Annotated in this window: 12 protein-coding genes; 8 read left to right on the forward strand and 4 right to left on the reverse strand. The window is 73.4% G+C overall.

Annotated elements, in window-relative coordinates; translation table 11 throughout:
• Positions 1 to 52 precede the first annotated feature (52 nt).
• The 4 genes from APR03_RS04880 (at position 53) to APR03_RS04895 (ending at position 3230) form a co-directional block, all read left to right on the forward strand.
• Entirely contained in the window at positions 53 to 550 is a 498-nt protein-coding gene (locus tag APR03_RS04880) for a nitroreductase family deazaflavin-dependent oxidoreductase (protein WP_253833289.1), read from the forward strand.
• The gene (locus tag APR03_RS04885; protein WP_253833291.1) at positions 547 to 1518 is read left to right on the forward strand and encodes an NAD(P)-dependent alcohol dehydrogenase; all 972 of its coding nucleotides are present in this window, start codon (positions 547 to 549) and stop codon (positions 1516 to 1518) included. The genes APR03_RS04880 and APR03_RS04885 overlap by 4 nt, the downstream gene beginning before the upstream one ends.
• A gap of 111 nt (positions 1519 to 1629) precedes the next feature.
• Positions 1630 to 2295 (forward strand): ThuA domain-containing protein, encoded by a 666-nt coding sequence (locus tag APR03_RS04890; RefSeq protein ID WP_253833293.1) that lies wholly within the window; start codon positions 1630 to 1632, stop codon positions 2293 to 2295.
• A 191-nt stretch (positions 2296 to 2486) separates the two neighbouring features.
• Complete coding sequence (locus APR03_RS04895) at positions 2487 to 3230, forward strand: VOC family protein (protein ID WP_253833295.1); 744 nt, start codon at positions 2487 to 2489, stop codon at positions 3228 to 3230.
• 66 nt (positions 3231 to 3296) lie between these two features.
• Here APR03_RS04895 and APR03_RS04900 read toward each other — a convergent pair whose 3' ends face one another.
• Positions 3297 to 3773 (reverse strand): tRNA (cytidine(34)-2'-O)-methyltransferase, encoded by a 477-nt coding sequence (locus tag APR03_RS04900; protein ID WP_253833473.1) that lies wholly within the window; start codon positions 3771 to 3773, stop codon positions 3297 to 3299.
• A 137-nt stretch (positions 3774 to 3910) separates the two neighbouring features.
• Here APR03_RS04900 and APR03_RS04905 point away from each other — a divergent pair, with 137 nt between their 5' ends.
• The gene (locus APR03_RS04905; protein WP_253833297.1) at positions 3911 to 4405 is read left to right on the forward strand and encodes a hypothetical protein; all 495 of its coding nucleotides are present in this window, start codon (positions 3911 to 3913) and stop codon (positions 4403 to 4405) included.
• Between the two features lie 132 nt (positions 4406 to 4537).
• Here APR03_RS04905 and APR03_RS04910 read toward each other — a convergent pair whose 3' ends face one another.
• On the reverse strand, positions 4538 to 6436 hold the full coding sequence (locus APR03_RS04910) for a phosphoenolpyruvate carboxykinase (GTP) (RefSeq protein ID WP_253833298.1): 1899 nt from the start codon (positions 6434 to 6436) through the stop codon (positions 4538 to 4540).
• A 193-nt stretch (positions 6437 to 6629) separates the two neighbouring features.
• On the opposite strand from APR03_RS04910, the gene APR03_RS04915 reads away from it, so the two are divergent.
• The 3 genes from APR03_RS04915 (at position 6630) to APR03_RS04925 (ending at position 10342) form a co-directional block, all read left to right on the forward strand.
• On the forward strand, positions 6630 to 8102 hold the full coding sequence (locus tag APR03_RS04915) for an XRE family transcriptional regulator (RefSeq protein WP_253833300.1): 1473 nt from the start codon (positions 6630 to 6632) through the stop codon (positions 8100 to 8102).
• A gap of 55 nt (positions 8103 to 8157) precedes the next feature.
• The gene (locus APR03_RS04920; protein WP_253833302.1) at positions 8158 to 8832 is read left to right on the forward strand and encodes a hypothetical protein; all 675 of its coding nucleotides are present in this window, start codon (positions 8158 to 8160) and stop codon (positions 8830 to 8832) included.
• 124 nt (positions 8833 to 8956) lie between these two features.
• Positions 8957 to 10342, forward strand: a complete 1386-nt coding sequence (locus APR03_RS04925) for a PI-PLC domain-containing protein (protein WP_253833304.1) — start codon at positions 8957 to 8959, stop codon at positions 10340 to 10342.
• A 153-nt stretch (positions 10343 to 10495) separates the two neighbouring features.
• Here APR03_RS04925 and APR03_RS04930 read toward each other — a convergent pair whose 3' ends face one another.
• Positions 10496 to 11800 carry an alpha/beta fold hydrolase gene (locus APR03_RS04930; RefSeq protein ID WP_253833306.1) on the reverse strand — a complete coding sequence of 435 codons (1305 nt, stop codon included), beginning with the start codon at positions 11798 to 11800 and terminating at the stop codon, positions 10496 to 10498.
• 16 nt (positions 11801 to 11816) lie between these two features.
• A complete protein-coding gene (locus tag APR03_RS04935) occupies positions 11817 to 13013 on the reverse strand; it encodes a Fic family protein (protein WP_253833308.1) in 1197 nt (398 codons plus the stop codon).
• Between the last annotated feature and the right edge of the window lie 109 nt (positions 13014 to 13122).

A 13122-nucleotide genomic window follows, 5' to 3' on the forward strand; every position in this document is an offset into this window, starting at 1 on the left:
TACCTTACGGCGTAAGGCTTACAGCGTAAGGTCGACCGGAAGGTGGTACGCCATGTGGATGTGGATCCTCGGGGTGGTCGGCGGGCTGGTGGTGCTCGTGCTCGTCGCGCTCACCGGGCTGGTCGTGTCCATGCGGACCAAGAACCGGCGTGGCCTCGCCGTCGTCCGGCGGCTCGGCCGGTTCGGCCGTCCGTCGGCACTGCGCGCGGGCGCGGGGGAGCCCGGCACGCGGACGTCGGTGATCCACCACGTCGGACGACGCTCCGGCACGGCGTACTCGACGCCGATCGGGGTCTACCCGATGGACGGCGACTTCCTCGTCTTCCTCCCGTACGGCCCGGACGTCGACTGGCTGCGCAACGTGCTGGCCGCGGGCGCCGCCGAGCTGCGGACCGGCGGGGAGACCCACCAGGTCAGGCCGCGCCTGGCCGAACCCGCCGAGGCGCAGCCGTACCTGTCGGCGTGGGACCGGCGGGTGGTGCGGCTCTTCGGCGTCACGGACTTCCTGGTCCTGGAGCGGGTCCGTGCCGACGTGGAGGGGACGCCGTGAGGGCGCTCGTCCGCGACCGGTACGGCACCGCGGACGTGCTGCGCGTCGCGACGGTCGACGACCCGGTCCCGGGGCCGGGCGACGCGGTGGTCCGGGTGGCGGCGGCGTCGCTGAACACGGCCGACCTGGACCACCTGCTCGGCATGCCGTGGGCGGCGCGGGTCGCCACGGGCCTGGTCCGTCCCGCCCACCGCCGGGTCGGTCTCGACCTGACCGGCACGGTCGAGGCGGTCGGGTCCGACGTCACGACGCTCCGGCCGGGCGACCGCGTCTGGGCCGACCTGTTCGACAGCGGCCACGGGGCGTTCGCCGACCGGGTGCGGGTGCCGGCGTCGGCCCTCACGCCGTTGCCGGACGACGTCGCGTTCGAGGCGGCCGCGACCGTGCCGCACTCCGGGACGCTCGCGCTGCAGAGCCTGCGTTCCGTCGGGCCGGTCCGCGAGGGGGAGCGGGTGCTGGTCAACGGGGCGGGCGGGTGCGTCGGGCCGTTCGTGGTGCAGCTGGCGAAGGCCCGTGGCGCCGTCGTCACGGCCGTCGACCACGGGGGCAAGCTCGCGTTCCTGCGCGAGCTCGGCGCCGACGAGACCGTCGACCACACGCACCAGGACGTCACGCGGGGCGGGCGCCGGTTCGACGTCGTGGTCGACATCGCCGACACGCGCCCCTTCCTGGCGTTCCGCCGCTGCCTCGCTCCGGGCGGCCGGTACGTGCTCGTCGCGCGCCGGCTCGGCTCGTTCCTCGGTACCGCCCTGCTCGGGCCGCCGGTGGGCGCCCTCGCGGGCGTCCGCACGGGTACGTTCGCCTGGCGGCCCAACCAGCGGGCCGACCTCGACGAGCTGGCCGGGCTCCTGGCCTCGGGCGCGGTCCGCCCGCGGGTCGACCGTACGTACCCCCTGGCCGAGGCGCCCGACGCGTTCCGCGCGCTGGCGGCGGGCACGCCCCGCGGCAAGCTCCTGATCGTCCCCTGACGACACACTCGGCGAGCGCCGGGTCGAACGTAGGGTTCGTCGGCGCATGAGGCGCGTTCGGCCGACGAACCCTACGTTCGGCGTCGGCTGCGGGATGGGAGGATCGGCGGCATGACACGACGGATCGTGGTGCTCGCCGGGCGCGGGCGGTACGAGGACCCCTGGCACGACCACGCGGCGACGTCGCACGCGGTGGCCGGCGTGCTCGGCGCCCTGGGCGTGGTCGAGGTGCGCGGACTGTTCCGCGACGCGCTGGACGACCTCGGTGCGCACGACCTCCTGGTGGTCAACAGCGGCACGGGCCGGCGGGACGCGGACTTCGACGGGTCCGACGACGACTGGCGCCCCTTCCACGACCGGCTCGCGGCCTGGGCGCGCGCGGGCGGCGCGGTGCTCGGGCTGCACCAGGCGGTGAACACGTTCTACGACGCCCCGGAGTGGGAGTCCGTGCTGGGCGGCCGGTGGATCCCCGGCGAGTCGATGCACCCGCCGATCGGCCCCGCACGGTTCGAGCTGGCGCAGGGACACCCGGTCACGGAGGGCCTGGACGCGGTCGAGGCCTTCGACGAGCGGTACTGCCGGCTACGGGTGGGCCCGACCGCGCGGGTGCTGGGCACCACCACGGACGACGACGGCGCCGAGCACCCGGTCCTCTGGGTCGACGAGGCGCACGGCGGTCGCACCGTGTACTCGGCACTGGGCCACGACAGCCGCTCGTTCGCGGCGGAGGGACACCAGGCGCTGCTGCGCCGGTCGGCGTCCTGGCTGCTGTCCTAGGTTGCCTGCGCTGAGCTCGGTCCGTTGCGCCGCGGCCCGGGCCCACTTCGGTCAGTTGCCTCGAGATCGGTCCATCAATGGACCGATCTCGAGGCAACCGACCGATCTCACGGCCGGGGGCGAGGCAGGGGACCGAACTCGAGTGGGCGGTAGGTTGACCTCAACCGTTGTTCAGGTTGTTGGCTGGCCGCATGCAGATCACGAGCGTCGACACGGTCACCCGGTCCCTGGCGGACACCGCCGCGTACTACGAGACCGTGCTCGGACTCCCGGTGCGCACGGAGATCAGGGCGGTGGAGGTGTCCGTCGGGGCGTCGGTCGTCCGGTTCCGGGAGGACGTGGACGCCCCGGGCGACCAGCACCTCGCGTTCCTCGTCGACGACGCCCGGTTCGACGCCGCGCGCCGGTTCCTCGAGACGGGGCCCGGCCTGCTCGCGGACGGCGACCGCACCGAGTTCGAGGCGCAGCCCGCCTGGAACGCGCGGTCGCTGTACTTCCCGGGACCGGACCGGTCGGTCCTGGAGCTCATCGCGCGCCGTGACCTGCCCCAGACGCTGGGCGCCGGGACCGTGCCGGGGGCGAAGGCCTCGAGCCCGGCCGGCCCCGGGGCTCAGCCCCTCCCGTTCGGCCCCGACGACCTGCTGGCGGTGAGCGAGGTGGGGGTCGCCGTGCCCGACGTCGTGGCCACCGCCGACCGCCTCGCCGCGGCGGGCATCGGCCGGTACCCCGACGGGTCGCCCACGTTCACGCCGTCGGGTCAGGTCGATGGCATGCTCATCCTGGTCAGCCCCGGGCGGGCGTGGTTCCCGACGTCGGACCGTGTGGTGGGCGAACCGCCCGTGACGGTCGTGGCGCAGGCGGGTCCGGCGAGCCCCGGCGTGGTCCCGGGGCGGTACGAGCTGGCCCCGGGTCGCGTCCTCGTCGTCCGCCCGTAGCCACTCCCCTTCGAGACCTCGGTCTCGAAGGGGAGCGAGCGGCGGACGACGACGGGACCGCGCGGGTCAGGCGCCCTCGGGGAAGCCGAGCTGCCGCCACACCTCGTAGACCGCGATCGACGCCGCGTTCGTGAGGTTGAGCGACCGTCGGCCCGGCAGCATCGGGATGCGCAGCTCGTCCGTGACGCGCGGGTGCGCCAGGGCCTCCGGCGGCAGGCCGGTGGGCTCCGGTCCGAAGAGCAGCACGTCGCCCGGCCGGTACTCCACGTCGGTGAACCGTGTGGTTGCGCGGGTCGTGAAGGCGAAGACCCGGGCGTCCGGCAGCGCATCGAGCGCCACGTCGAGCGAGGGGTGCACGTCCATGACGGCGAGGTCGTGGTAGTCCAGCCCTGCGCGCTTGAGCTTGGCCTCCGAGAGGTCGAACCCGAGGGGTTCGACCAGGTGCAGCCGCGCGCCCGTGACGGCCGCGAGCCGGATCGCCGACCCGGTGTTCCCCGGGATGCGGGGCTCGAAGTACACGACGTGGGCGAGCGGGGGCGGCATGGGGGCGTCAGCGGAGTGCGGCACGGGCCCATTGTCGCCCGTCGTCGGGCCGGGACCGGTCCCGGGGTCGCGTCCCTACGGTGGCCGGGCGTGCGACCCGCACGCACAGGGATCGGAACAGACCCGGGGGAGACATGATGAGCACACTGCACAGGACGTGGGGGCGGCGAGCCCTGACGCTGGTCACGGCGCTGGCGGTGGCGCTGCCCGGCGCCGCTGCCGTGGCGGCGCCCGCGAGCGCGTCGCCGGTGGCACGGACCGCCGCGGTCCGGGCGCTGCCCACCCCGAAGGCCGTGGCGCCGGCGGCCTCGGCCTGTCCCGGCACGCGGATCGTGAAGAAGGCGATCAAGTCGGGCACGCACACCGTCGCCTGGCTGAACGTGTACCACGACCGCGGCTCGGGCCGGAAGTGCGCGGTGACCTCGCACGCGGGGCAGAGCTGGGGCAAGTGGGCCTACACCAAGGTCGACATCTGGACGAAGAACGGCTCGTCCGGCGTGAGCGGCGACTACCGGTACCGCACCGGCCCCGCCTCGATCGGCGGCGCGAACGGCGTGTGCGTCGGTGCGCGGGGCACCATCACGTGGGCCGGGAAGGCTCGGGTGGTCACGGCGCGCATGCTCTGCGGCTGAGGTGCCGGAAGAGGCCCGGGACAGAAGAGATCCCCGGCCGGGCTGCCTCGACCCGGCCGGGGAAACCTGTCCGGACGGCCGGCGGCGCGACGGGTAGCCACCCGAGGAGGTCGCGCTGCCGGCCGGCCGAAGTCACCGCGCCAGCCGCTCCCGCAGCGCGTCGAGCTGGGCGCGCAGGGCCGCGGGCGTGTGGTCGCCGAACTGCCCGAAGAACTCCTCGGTCAGGTCCGCCTCGGCCCGCCACGGCTCGGCGGGGACGTCGAAGAGGGCGGCCAGGTCGGCGTCCGGCACCTCGATGCCGTCCAGGTTCAGGGCGCCCGGGGCCGGGAGGCCGCCGACGGGGGAGGCGACCGAGGCGTCCGGGCGGAGTCCGCGGCCGGCCTCGACCTGGCGCACGATCCACTCGACCACGCGCGAGTTCTCGCCGAACCCGGGCCAGAGGAAGCCGCCGTCGTCGCCCTTGCGGAACCAGTTCACCTGGAAGACGCGCGGGCGCTTCGACTCCTCGATGCCGGCCCCGACCTCCAGCCAGTGCGCCCAGTGGTCGGCCATGTTGTAGCCGCAGAACGGGAGCATCGCGAACGGGTCGCGGCGCAGCTCCCCGAGGGCGCCCTCGGCGGCGGCGGTGCGCTCCGACGAGATGGTGGCGCCCATGAACACGCCGTGCTCCCAGTCGAAGGACTGCGCGACGAGCGGCACGTTGGTGGCGCGGCGGCCGCCGAACACGATGGCGTCGACCGGCACGCCGGCCGGGTCCTCCCAGGTGTCCGCGATCGTGGGGCACTGGGCGGCGGCCACGGTGAACCGCGAGTTCGGGTGGGCCGCCGGGGTGTCGCAGTCCGGCGTCCAGTCGTTGCCCTGCCAGTCGACCAGGTGCGCCGGCGGCTCGGACGTCAGACCCTCCCACCAGACGTCGCCGTCGTCGGTCAGGGCGACGTTGGTGAAGATGGTGTCGCGGTCGAAGGTCGCGACGGCGGTGGGGTTGGTGTCGACGCCGGTGCCCGGCGCGACGCCGAAGAACCCCGCCTCGGGGTTGATGGCGCGCAGCGTGCCGTCGGGGCCCGGGCGCATCCAGACGATGTCGTCGCCCAGCGTCTCGACCTTCCAGCCCGGGATGGTGGGCTGCAGCATCGCCAGGTTCGTCTTGCCGCACGCGCTCGGGAAGGCGGCCGCGAGGTGGTACTGCCGCTGCTCGGGCGACGTGATGCGGACGAGCAGCATGTGCTCCGCGAGCCAGCCCTCGTCGCGCGCCATCGCGGAGGCGATGCGCAGCGCGAAGCACTTCTTGCCGAGCAGGGCGTTGCCGCCGTAGCCGGAGCCGTACGACCAGATCTCCCGGGTCTCCGGGTAGTGCACGATGTACTTGGTGTCGTTGCAGGGCCAGGCGACGTCGGCCTCGCCCTCGGCCAGCGGCGCGCCCACCGAGTGCACGGCCGGGACCCACTGCCGGCCCCTGTCGATCAGGCGCAGCACCTCGTCCGACACCCGGGTCATGACGTGCATGGAGACGACGACGTACGGCGAGTCGGTGATCTCGATGCCCACCTGCGAGATCGGGCCGCCCACGGGCCCCATCGAGAACGGCACCACGTACATGGTGCGGCCCTTCATGGAGCCGGCGAAGACGCCCTTCAGCTCGGCGCGCATCTCGGTGGGGTCCGCCCAGTTGTTGGTCGGGCCCGCGTCCTCCTCCTGCTCGGAGCAGATGAAGGTGCGGGACTCCACGCGGGCCACGTCGTCGGGGTTCGAGCGCGCCAGGTACGAGCCGGGTCGCTTCTCCTGGTTCAGCGCGACGAGCGTGCCGGCCGCGAGCATCTGGTCGATCAGGCGCTGCTTCTCGGCGGCCGAGCCGTCGCACCACACGATCTCGTCCGGCTGCGTGAGCTCCGCGATGCTTGCCACCCAGGCACGCACGTCCTGTGCGGTGCGCGGTGCGGCACCCGGCGCGGCGTGCGCGGTGGTCTGGTCGGTCACGTCCGAGACGAGCTCGGCGACGAGCCGGGTGCGGCGGGGGTTCGCGAGGACGGACATGTTCGCTCCGATCGTCAGACTGCGCGGCACGTTTGCGGGCCTGTTTCCACTCTGGTGCGCAGATCCGCCCGATTTCCAGCGCTAGGTCTGTCAAGAATCGCGAATCTTCACGTATTGTGAAGGAGCGGATTCCTGCTGGGCCGTCCCGGGTGCGCCCGGGTGACGGCCGTCACACCACCGGACGGAGGGCGACGTGCCGAGCTCGGGCCTCGAGACCGACCTGATCACGCTGGGCCGGCGTATCCGGCACCTGCGCACGGCGCGCGGGCTCACGCTGGACGCGCTCGGGGAGCGGGTGAGCTCGGCCCCCAGCCTGCTGTCGCTCGTGGAGAACGGCCGCCGCGAGCCGCGCCTGGGACTGCTGCGCTCCATCGCCGAGGCGCTCGACGTGCCGGTGAGCGAGCTGCTCAGCCCCGAGCCGCCGTCGCGCCGCGCGGCCCTGGAGATCGCGCTCGACCGCGCGCAGCGCGCGCCCCTGTTCACCACCCTCGGCGTGCCGGCCGTGAAGCCGAGCCAGAAGCTGCCGATGCCGGTGCTGGAGCAGCTCGTGGGCCTGCACGAGGAGCTGGCGCGCCGCGAGCAGCTCGCCATCGCCACGCCGGAGGAGGCGCGCCGGGCGAACACCGAGCTGCGCCTGGAGCGCGAGGCCCGCGACAACCACTACCCGCAGTTCGAGGCCGTGGCGGAGCATCTGGTGCGGGCCGCCGGGTACACGGGCGGGGCCCTGACCCACCGCACGGTGGCCCGGATGGCGGAGCAGATGGGGTTCACGCTGCTGCACGTGGACGACCTGCCCCGGTCCGCGCGCTCGGTGACGGACCTGCGCAACGGGCGCATCTACCTGCCCCCGGCGTCGACCCCGGGCGGGCACGGGCTGCGGTCGCTCGCGCTGCAGGCGCTGGCCCACCGGGTGCTGGAGCACGACCGGCCGCGGTCCTACGGGGAGTTCCTGCGGCAGCGCGTCGAGATCACCTACTTCGCCGCCGCCTGCCTCGCGCCCCAGTTCGTGGCCGTGCCGTTCCTCCAGGAGCGCAAGCGCGACCGCGACCTCGCCGTCGAGGACTTCCGGGACGCCTTCGGCATCACGCACGAGGCCGCCGCCATGCGGCTCACCAACCTGGCCACGCACCACCTCGGCATCCCGCTGCACTTCCTGCGCGTCGGGGCCGACGGCGCGCTGTTCCGCGGCTACGCCAACGACGGCCTGCCGTTCCCGCAGGACGTCACGGGCGCCATCGAGGGGCAGCTCATCTGCCGCCGCTGGGCGGCGCGCGAGGCCTTCGAGCGGCGCGACCGGGCCACCGAGTTCTACCAGTACACCGACACCCCCGCGGGCACGTTCTGGTGCTCCACGCAGACGGGGTCGATGTCGCCGTCTGGCGGGCCGGACGGCGGGTCGGGCGCGTTCTCCATCACGGTCGGCGTCCCGTACGCGCACGCCAAGTGGTTCCGCGGGCGGGACACGCAGGTGCGGCGCACGTCCACCTGCCCGGACCCGGCGTGCTGCCAGCGCCCGGCGCCCCAGCTCACCGAGCGCTGGTCCGGTGAGGCCTGGCCGTCGGGGCGCATGCACCAGCAGATCCTCGCGGCCCTGCCGCGCGGCGCCTTCCCGGGCGTGGACGACGCCGAGGTCTACGCCTTCCTCGACAAGCACGCCCCGGACTGACCCCAGCACGCTGTCGCCGCGTCGTCGGCCCGGCTCCGGGTTAGCGTAGGCAACCGTGGCATCGAATCTGGCTTGCATCGGACTGAACGTCTGGCGACGCAGCGACTTCCGCGACATGGTCGCGGCGGCCCGCTCGGAGGCGGAGACCATCGCGAAGGACGGCGAGGTCGGCGTGCACATCTGGACCGACCCGTCCGGCGCGCGCCTGGTCATCACCACCGAGGGCGACCTGGTGCGCGTCGTCACGCCCACGTTCTACGCCGCGCCCGGCGCCGTCATGTCCGAGCCGCAGGCGGTCGACGGCGGCCTCGTGCTCGCCGAGCTCGTCAACGACCAGGACGAGGTGATCACCGAGATCGCCTGCCAGCTCGAGGAGCTCTCCCTGCTCGGGGCGGCGGTGCCGCCCATCGAGGCGCCCGTGTCGGTGGTGGTGCTCGGCAACGCCGTCCGCGTCACCGGCCGGTCCGACGGCGTCCCGCCCGGCCTGGTCTTCGAGCCCGTCGGGGCCTACGCCGCCTCGACCGACGCGACCGCGCACCTGACCGGCGTGGTGGTGGCCGTCGAGGAGCGCACCGTCGGCCGCACCGGCCAGGGCTTCACGGCCGCGCGCGTGCAGACCGACGGCTTCCAGGTCACCCTCTGCGTCCCGGCCGGGGAACCGCACCTCGCGGCGGGCGACGTCGTCGACGTCGAGGGCTACGTCGTGGGGTCCATCCCGTCGCTGCGCTGAGCCGCGGGCCCCGACCGCAGGGCTGCGGGAATCACTGATGACAGGGGGCGCGGCGCGCTGGTGTGATGGCGTCCGGCCCGCACGACCACGGCCGGTCCGGATCGCCCCGAGGAAGGTCCCGCCGATGAGAGCCTCCCGACGTCCGTCCGCCGTCGTCGCCTCCGTGGTCGCCGGCATGCTGACGGCGGCCGCCGTCGGCGCACCGCCGGCCCTGGCCGCGTCCGCCGGGCAGGAGCTGCCGCCCGCCGGGGTCTACTACCTGCAGAGCGCCACGACCGGCCTGAACGCGGCCGACGCCGGGGGCGCCGTCGAGCAGCACCGGCCCCAGGGCGACGAGGACCACCAGCAGTGGTCGCTGCGCACGGGGGCGACCACCGTGCTGGAGAGCACGGACACCGCGGGCCGCTGCCTGGGTCGCTCCGGCGACCAGGCGGTGACCGTCGGGTGCGGGGAGCCGGGCGCGGCCTGGGAGCTCGTCGACCTCGGTGCCGACCGGTACCGGGTCCAGGTGCCGGGAACCGAGCGCTACCTCGCCGTCGGGCCGCGGCCGGGCGGGGCGAACTACCCGGACCGGCTGGTGCTCGGCGGCGGCGACGGGCTCGCGGCGTGGTACCTGACCCCGGTGGGCCCGGTGACCCGCCCGATGCCGCCCGCCGACCGCCGCACGCTCGACCAGATGTCGTTCCTCACGGCGCACAACGCGTACGCGAACGGGGTGGACGGCGGCTTCGCGCCGCCGTTCGTGAACCTCGCGCCCAACCAGGTGCGCGGCATCGAGCAGCAGCTCGCGGACGGCGTGCGCGGGTTCCAGCTCGACATCCACCAGACGCCCGACGGCGCCATCCTCTGCCACAACAGCTGCACCCTGGTCAGCCGGCCCGTGGCGCTGTGGGTGGACCTCCAGCGCATCGTCGACTTCCTGCGGGCACACCCCGACCAGTTCGTCACGGTGTTCCTGGAGGACTACGTCGAGCCGGCGGTGCTGCGCGCCGAGCTCGACCGCGTGACCGGCCTGGCGGACGTGCTCTACCGGCCCGACCGCACCGGCGTCCGCGAGCAGGGCTGGCCCACCATGGCGCAGCTCGTCGCGGAGAACGACCGCCTGCTGATCCTCAGCGACCACAGCCGGTCGGCCGACGAGGCCGCGGGGCTGACCCGGGAGAGCTTCGGCGTGCTGTACCAGCGGGAGTGGACGGTGGAGAACTACTGGTCGATGGGTCCGGGCATCGGCACCTCCGACTGGTCGTGCTGGAGCCGCTGGTACGACGCGGGCACGAACATCCCGCTGACGGAGCCCGGCACCGGGTTCCGTCCGCTGTTCGTGATGAACCACTTCCGCGACGTGCCGGTCGAGGTGACGGCGCGGACGGACAACGAGCGGCTGCTGGACCGGACCCAGCGGTTCTGCCAGCCGGCGGCCCGCAAGAAGCCGAACTTCCTCGCGGTCGACCGCTACGACGTCGGCGACCCGTTCGCGGCGCTGCGCACGCTGAACACGTACACCTACTGACCCCGCCGCGCCGAAGTAGAACCAGGGCGAGATAGAACCGCAGCGAGATAGAACCGCAGCGAGGTAGAACCCCAGCGAGGTAGAACCGCAGCGGGAGCTGCGGTTCTACTTCGCCCTGGTTCTACTTCGCCCTGGTTCTACCTCGCCCTGGTTCTACCTCGGCGAGGGGAGCGGGCCGCCGCGGGCGTCCAGGCGGTCCAGCAGCTTCGGCAGGACGTCGCCGAGCCGCAGGCCGTCGTGCTCGAACTCGTTGGTGACCCACGGCTCGACGTTGCCCACGTGCGCGGCGGTCTCGAGCGAGAGCGACGCGTCGACGAACATGTCGTCGAAGTACACGGCGGCCTCGACGGGCACCTCGTTCTCCGCGAGCCGGTGCAGGTCGTACAGGTCGCGCCAGTCCTGCCGCTCCGCCAGTGCGTGCGCGGCGCCCTCGAACGGCCGCAGGGCCCGGATCTCCGAGAACATCCAGGGGTAGATCATCTCGCCGGTCAGCAGCAGCGGGCGGGCGGTCTCCGCGAAGGCGGGGTCGGAGTCGCGCACCGACTGGGCGGCCCACGCCGTGGGGCCCGTGTGGGACTGGGCGTAGATGGACTCGTGCAGCACCGCGTACAGCGGGTTGGTCGCGAACGAGGTCTCGGCGGCGACGGTGGCGAGGAAGGTGTCGCTGAGCGGGCCGCCGTGCGGGGAGTCGAACGCCTCGTCGACGATCCAGTGCACGCGCTCGAACCCCGGCTTCATGCCGAAGTCCATGCCGAGCGTCTGGAACCGGCGCGTGGTCAGCACGTCGCCGCCGGGCTCGGTCACCCCGCCGGACGCCAGCCGGTCGGCGATCTGCCCGAGCGTCTTCACGGCATGGGGATAGCGCGCGCGGAACCGCTCGTTCTTGGCCGCCACGCGCGGCTGGGTGCGCTCGTAGACCTCCCGGGCCGACGCCGTCAGCCCGGGCAGGCCGCCGGTGACCAGGCTCGCGTTCAGGCCCTCCGGGGCGAACGACAGGTACGTCATGGTGATGAAGCCGCCGTACGACTGCCCGAGCGACGTCCAGCGGCGGCCCTCGAAGAGCGTCTGCCGCACGTGCTCGGCGTCGTGCACGATGTTGTCCGCGCGGAAGTGGGACAGGTACTCGGCCTGCTGCTGCGCGGTGCCGAGGGCACGGAGCGCGGAGGCCCGGACCGGGGTGGACCGGCCGGTGCCGCGCTGGTCCAGCAGGATCACGCGGAACCGTTCGAGTGCGGCACCCACCCAGCCGTCCGGGCCGGTCGGGCGCGGGCCCTTGCCGCCGGGGCCACCCTGCAGGAACACGAGGAGCGGCAGGTCCTCGGTGCGGCGGGCCGGGTCGACCAGCTCGCGGGCGAAGACGGAGATCGCGGGCGATCCGTCGGGTTGGGACCAGTCGAGCGGCACGTCGACGGAGTGGTCGGTGACGTGGACCCCGGGAAGGGAGTAGCTGATGGGCACGGGCCAACGCTATCGGTCAGGCTCGTCGGCCCGCACGCCGCGCGAAGTCGTCCATGGCAGCGAGGACGGACGACGCCTGCCAGACGCGGTGCCGACGCTGGGACGTGCTCGGGGCCAGGACGCCGTCTCGTTCGAGGACGGCGATCGCGTTCCGCGCGGCGCGATCGGTGACGCCGAGCGTGGACGCGACGTACTCGGCGTTGACGACCGGTTGCTCGAACAGCGCGTCCGCGAGACGCCAGGCGGTGGAGTCGGAGCGCGCCGTGATCCGCGAGAGCCAGGCCGTCCGGAGCTCGACGACGTCCTCGGCAAGCCTCCGCCCGTTGTTCGTGGCCAGCAGTGCGGCCTCGGCGACCTGGACCACTATGCGGTCCGGGTCGCCCGCCCGGTACGCCGTCAGGGCGTCGAAGTAACGTTCGGGGTCGCGCAGGAGCCCCGCGGACACCGGCACGGTGGTGGTGCGGATGAGTCCGTGCCTGCGCAGGACGGACTGCAGCAGCACGCGTCCGGTTCGGCCGTTCCCGTCCACGAAGGGGTGGATCGTCTCGAACTGGGCGTGGACGAGCGCGGCGTGGACGAGCGCGGGAAGGTCGTCTCGGGCGGCGAACGCGACCAGGTCGTCGATCGTGTCGGCGAGCCGGTCGTGGTGCGGTGGGATGAAGTCGGCGTCGTGCGGGCTCAGGGCACTCGAGCCCACCCACACCTGTTCGGTCCGCCAGTGGCCGGCCACGTCGGGATCCGACGACGACAGCAGTGCCCGGTGGATCGCGAGGATCGCCTCGGGTGTCACGTCGTCACCGATCGTGAGCGCCTCGGTCATCGCGCGGACGTTGGCTGCCACCAGCTCGGCATTCTGCTTCGCGCCCACACCGAGACTCGCCATGGCGAGGTTGCGTGCGTCCGCGGTCAGGTGCTCGATCTGCGAGCTGGACGACGACTCCGAGCGCAGAAGCACGGCCGGCATCGCCACGGGCAGTGCGGCCATCTGCACGTCGAACCTGGCGATGTCCGCCGTCGCCTCCTCGGCGGCGGTGCTCGCGGCGCCGGAGAGGGCAGGGAGAAGGTGCGCGATGCGCGGCAGTACCGCAGCCTGGTACGGCCGCGAGAACCGGTGGCGCTGCCAGACGTCGAGGTGCCCGTCGCCTCTGGCGGCGGTCCACTCGCGCGGTTCGGTCGTGATCGCCGGCCACACCTGGGTCGGGTGTGCGGTCATCCTTCAGTCCTCGTCCGCATTGTTGAAGGGTACAACGGTAGCCTTCACTATGCGTGGGTCTCCCTGAAGGTTGTCTTGTTTTCCTGGAGTCGCTACTCCAATAATGAGT

The organism is Promicromonospora thailandica, assembly GCF_024171955.1.
Lineage (GTDB): Bacteria > Actinomycetota > Actinomycetes > Actinomycetales > Cellulomonadaceae > Promicromonospora > Promicromonospora thailandica.

Bases quoted from the DNA above. Each gene is read 5' to 3' on its own strand.
- APR03_RS04880 (WP_253833289.1), top strand. From the start codon at position 53: ATGTGGATGTGGATCCTCGGGGTGGTCGGCGGGCTGGTGGTGCTCGTG.
- APR03_RS04890 (WP_253833293.1), top strand. From the start codon at position 1,630: ATGACACGACGGATCGTGGTGCTCGCCGGGCGCGGGCGGTACGAGGAC.
- APR03_RS04895 (WP_253833295.1), top strand. From the start codon at position 2,487: ATGCAGATCACGAGCGTCGACACGGTCACCCGGTCCCTGGCGGACACC.
- APR03_RS04900 (WP_253833473.1), bottom strand. From the start codon at position 3,773: ATGCCGCCCCCGCTCGCCCACGTCGTGTACTTCGAGCCCCGCATCCCG.
- APR03_RS04905 (WP_253833297.1), top strand. From the start codon at position 3,911: ATGAGCACACTGCACAGGACGTGGGGGCGGCGAGCCCTGACGCTGGTC.
- APR03_RS04910 (WP_253833298.1), bottom strand. From the start codon at position 6,436: ATGTCCGTCCTCGCGAACCCCCGCCGCACCCGGCTCGTCGCCGAGCTC.
- APR03_RS04925 (WP_253833304.1), top strand. From the start codon at position 8,957: ATGAGAGCCTCCCGACGTCCGTCCGCCGTCGTCGCCTCCGTGGTCGCC.
- APR03_RS04935 (WP_253833308.1), bottom strand. From the start codon at position 13,013: ATGACCGCACACCCGACCCAGGTGTGGCCGGCGATCACGACCGAACCG.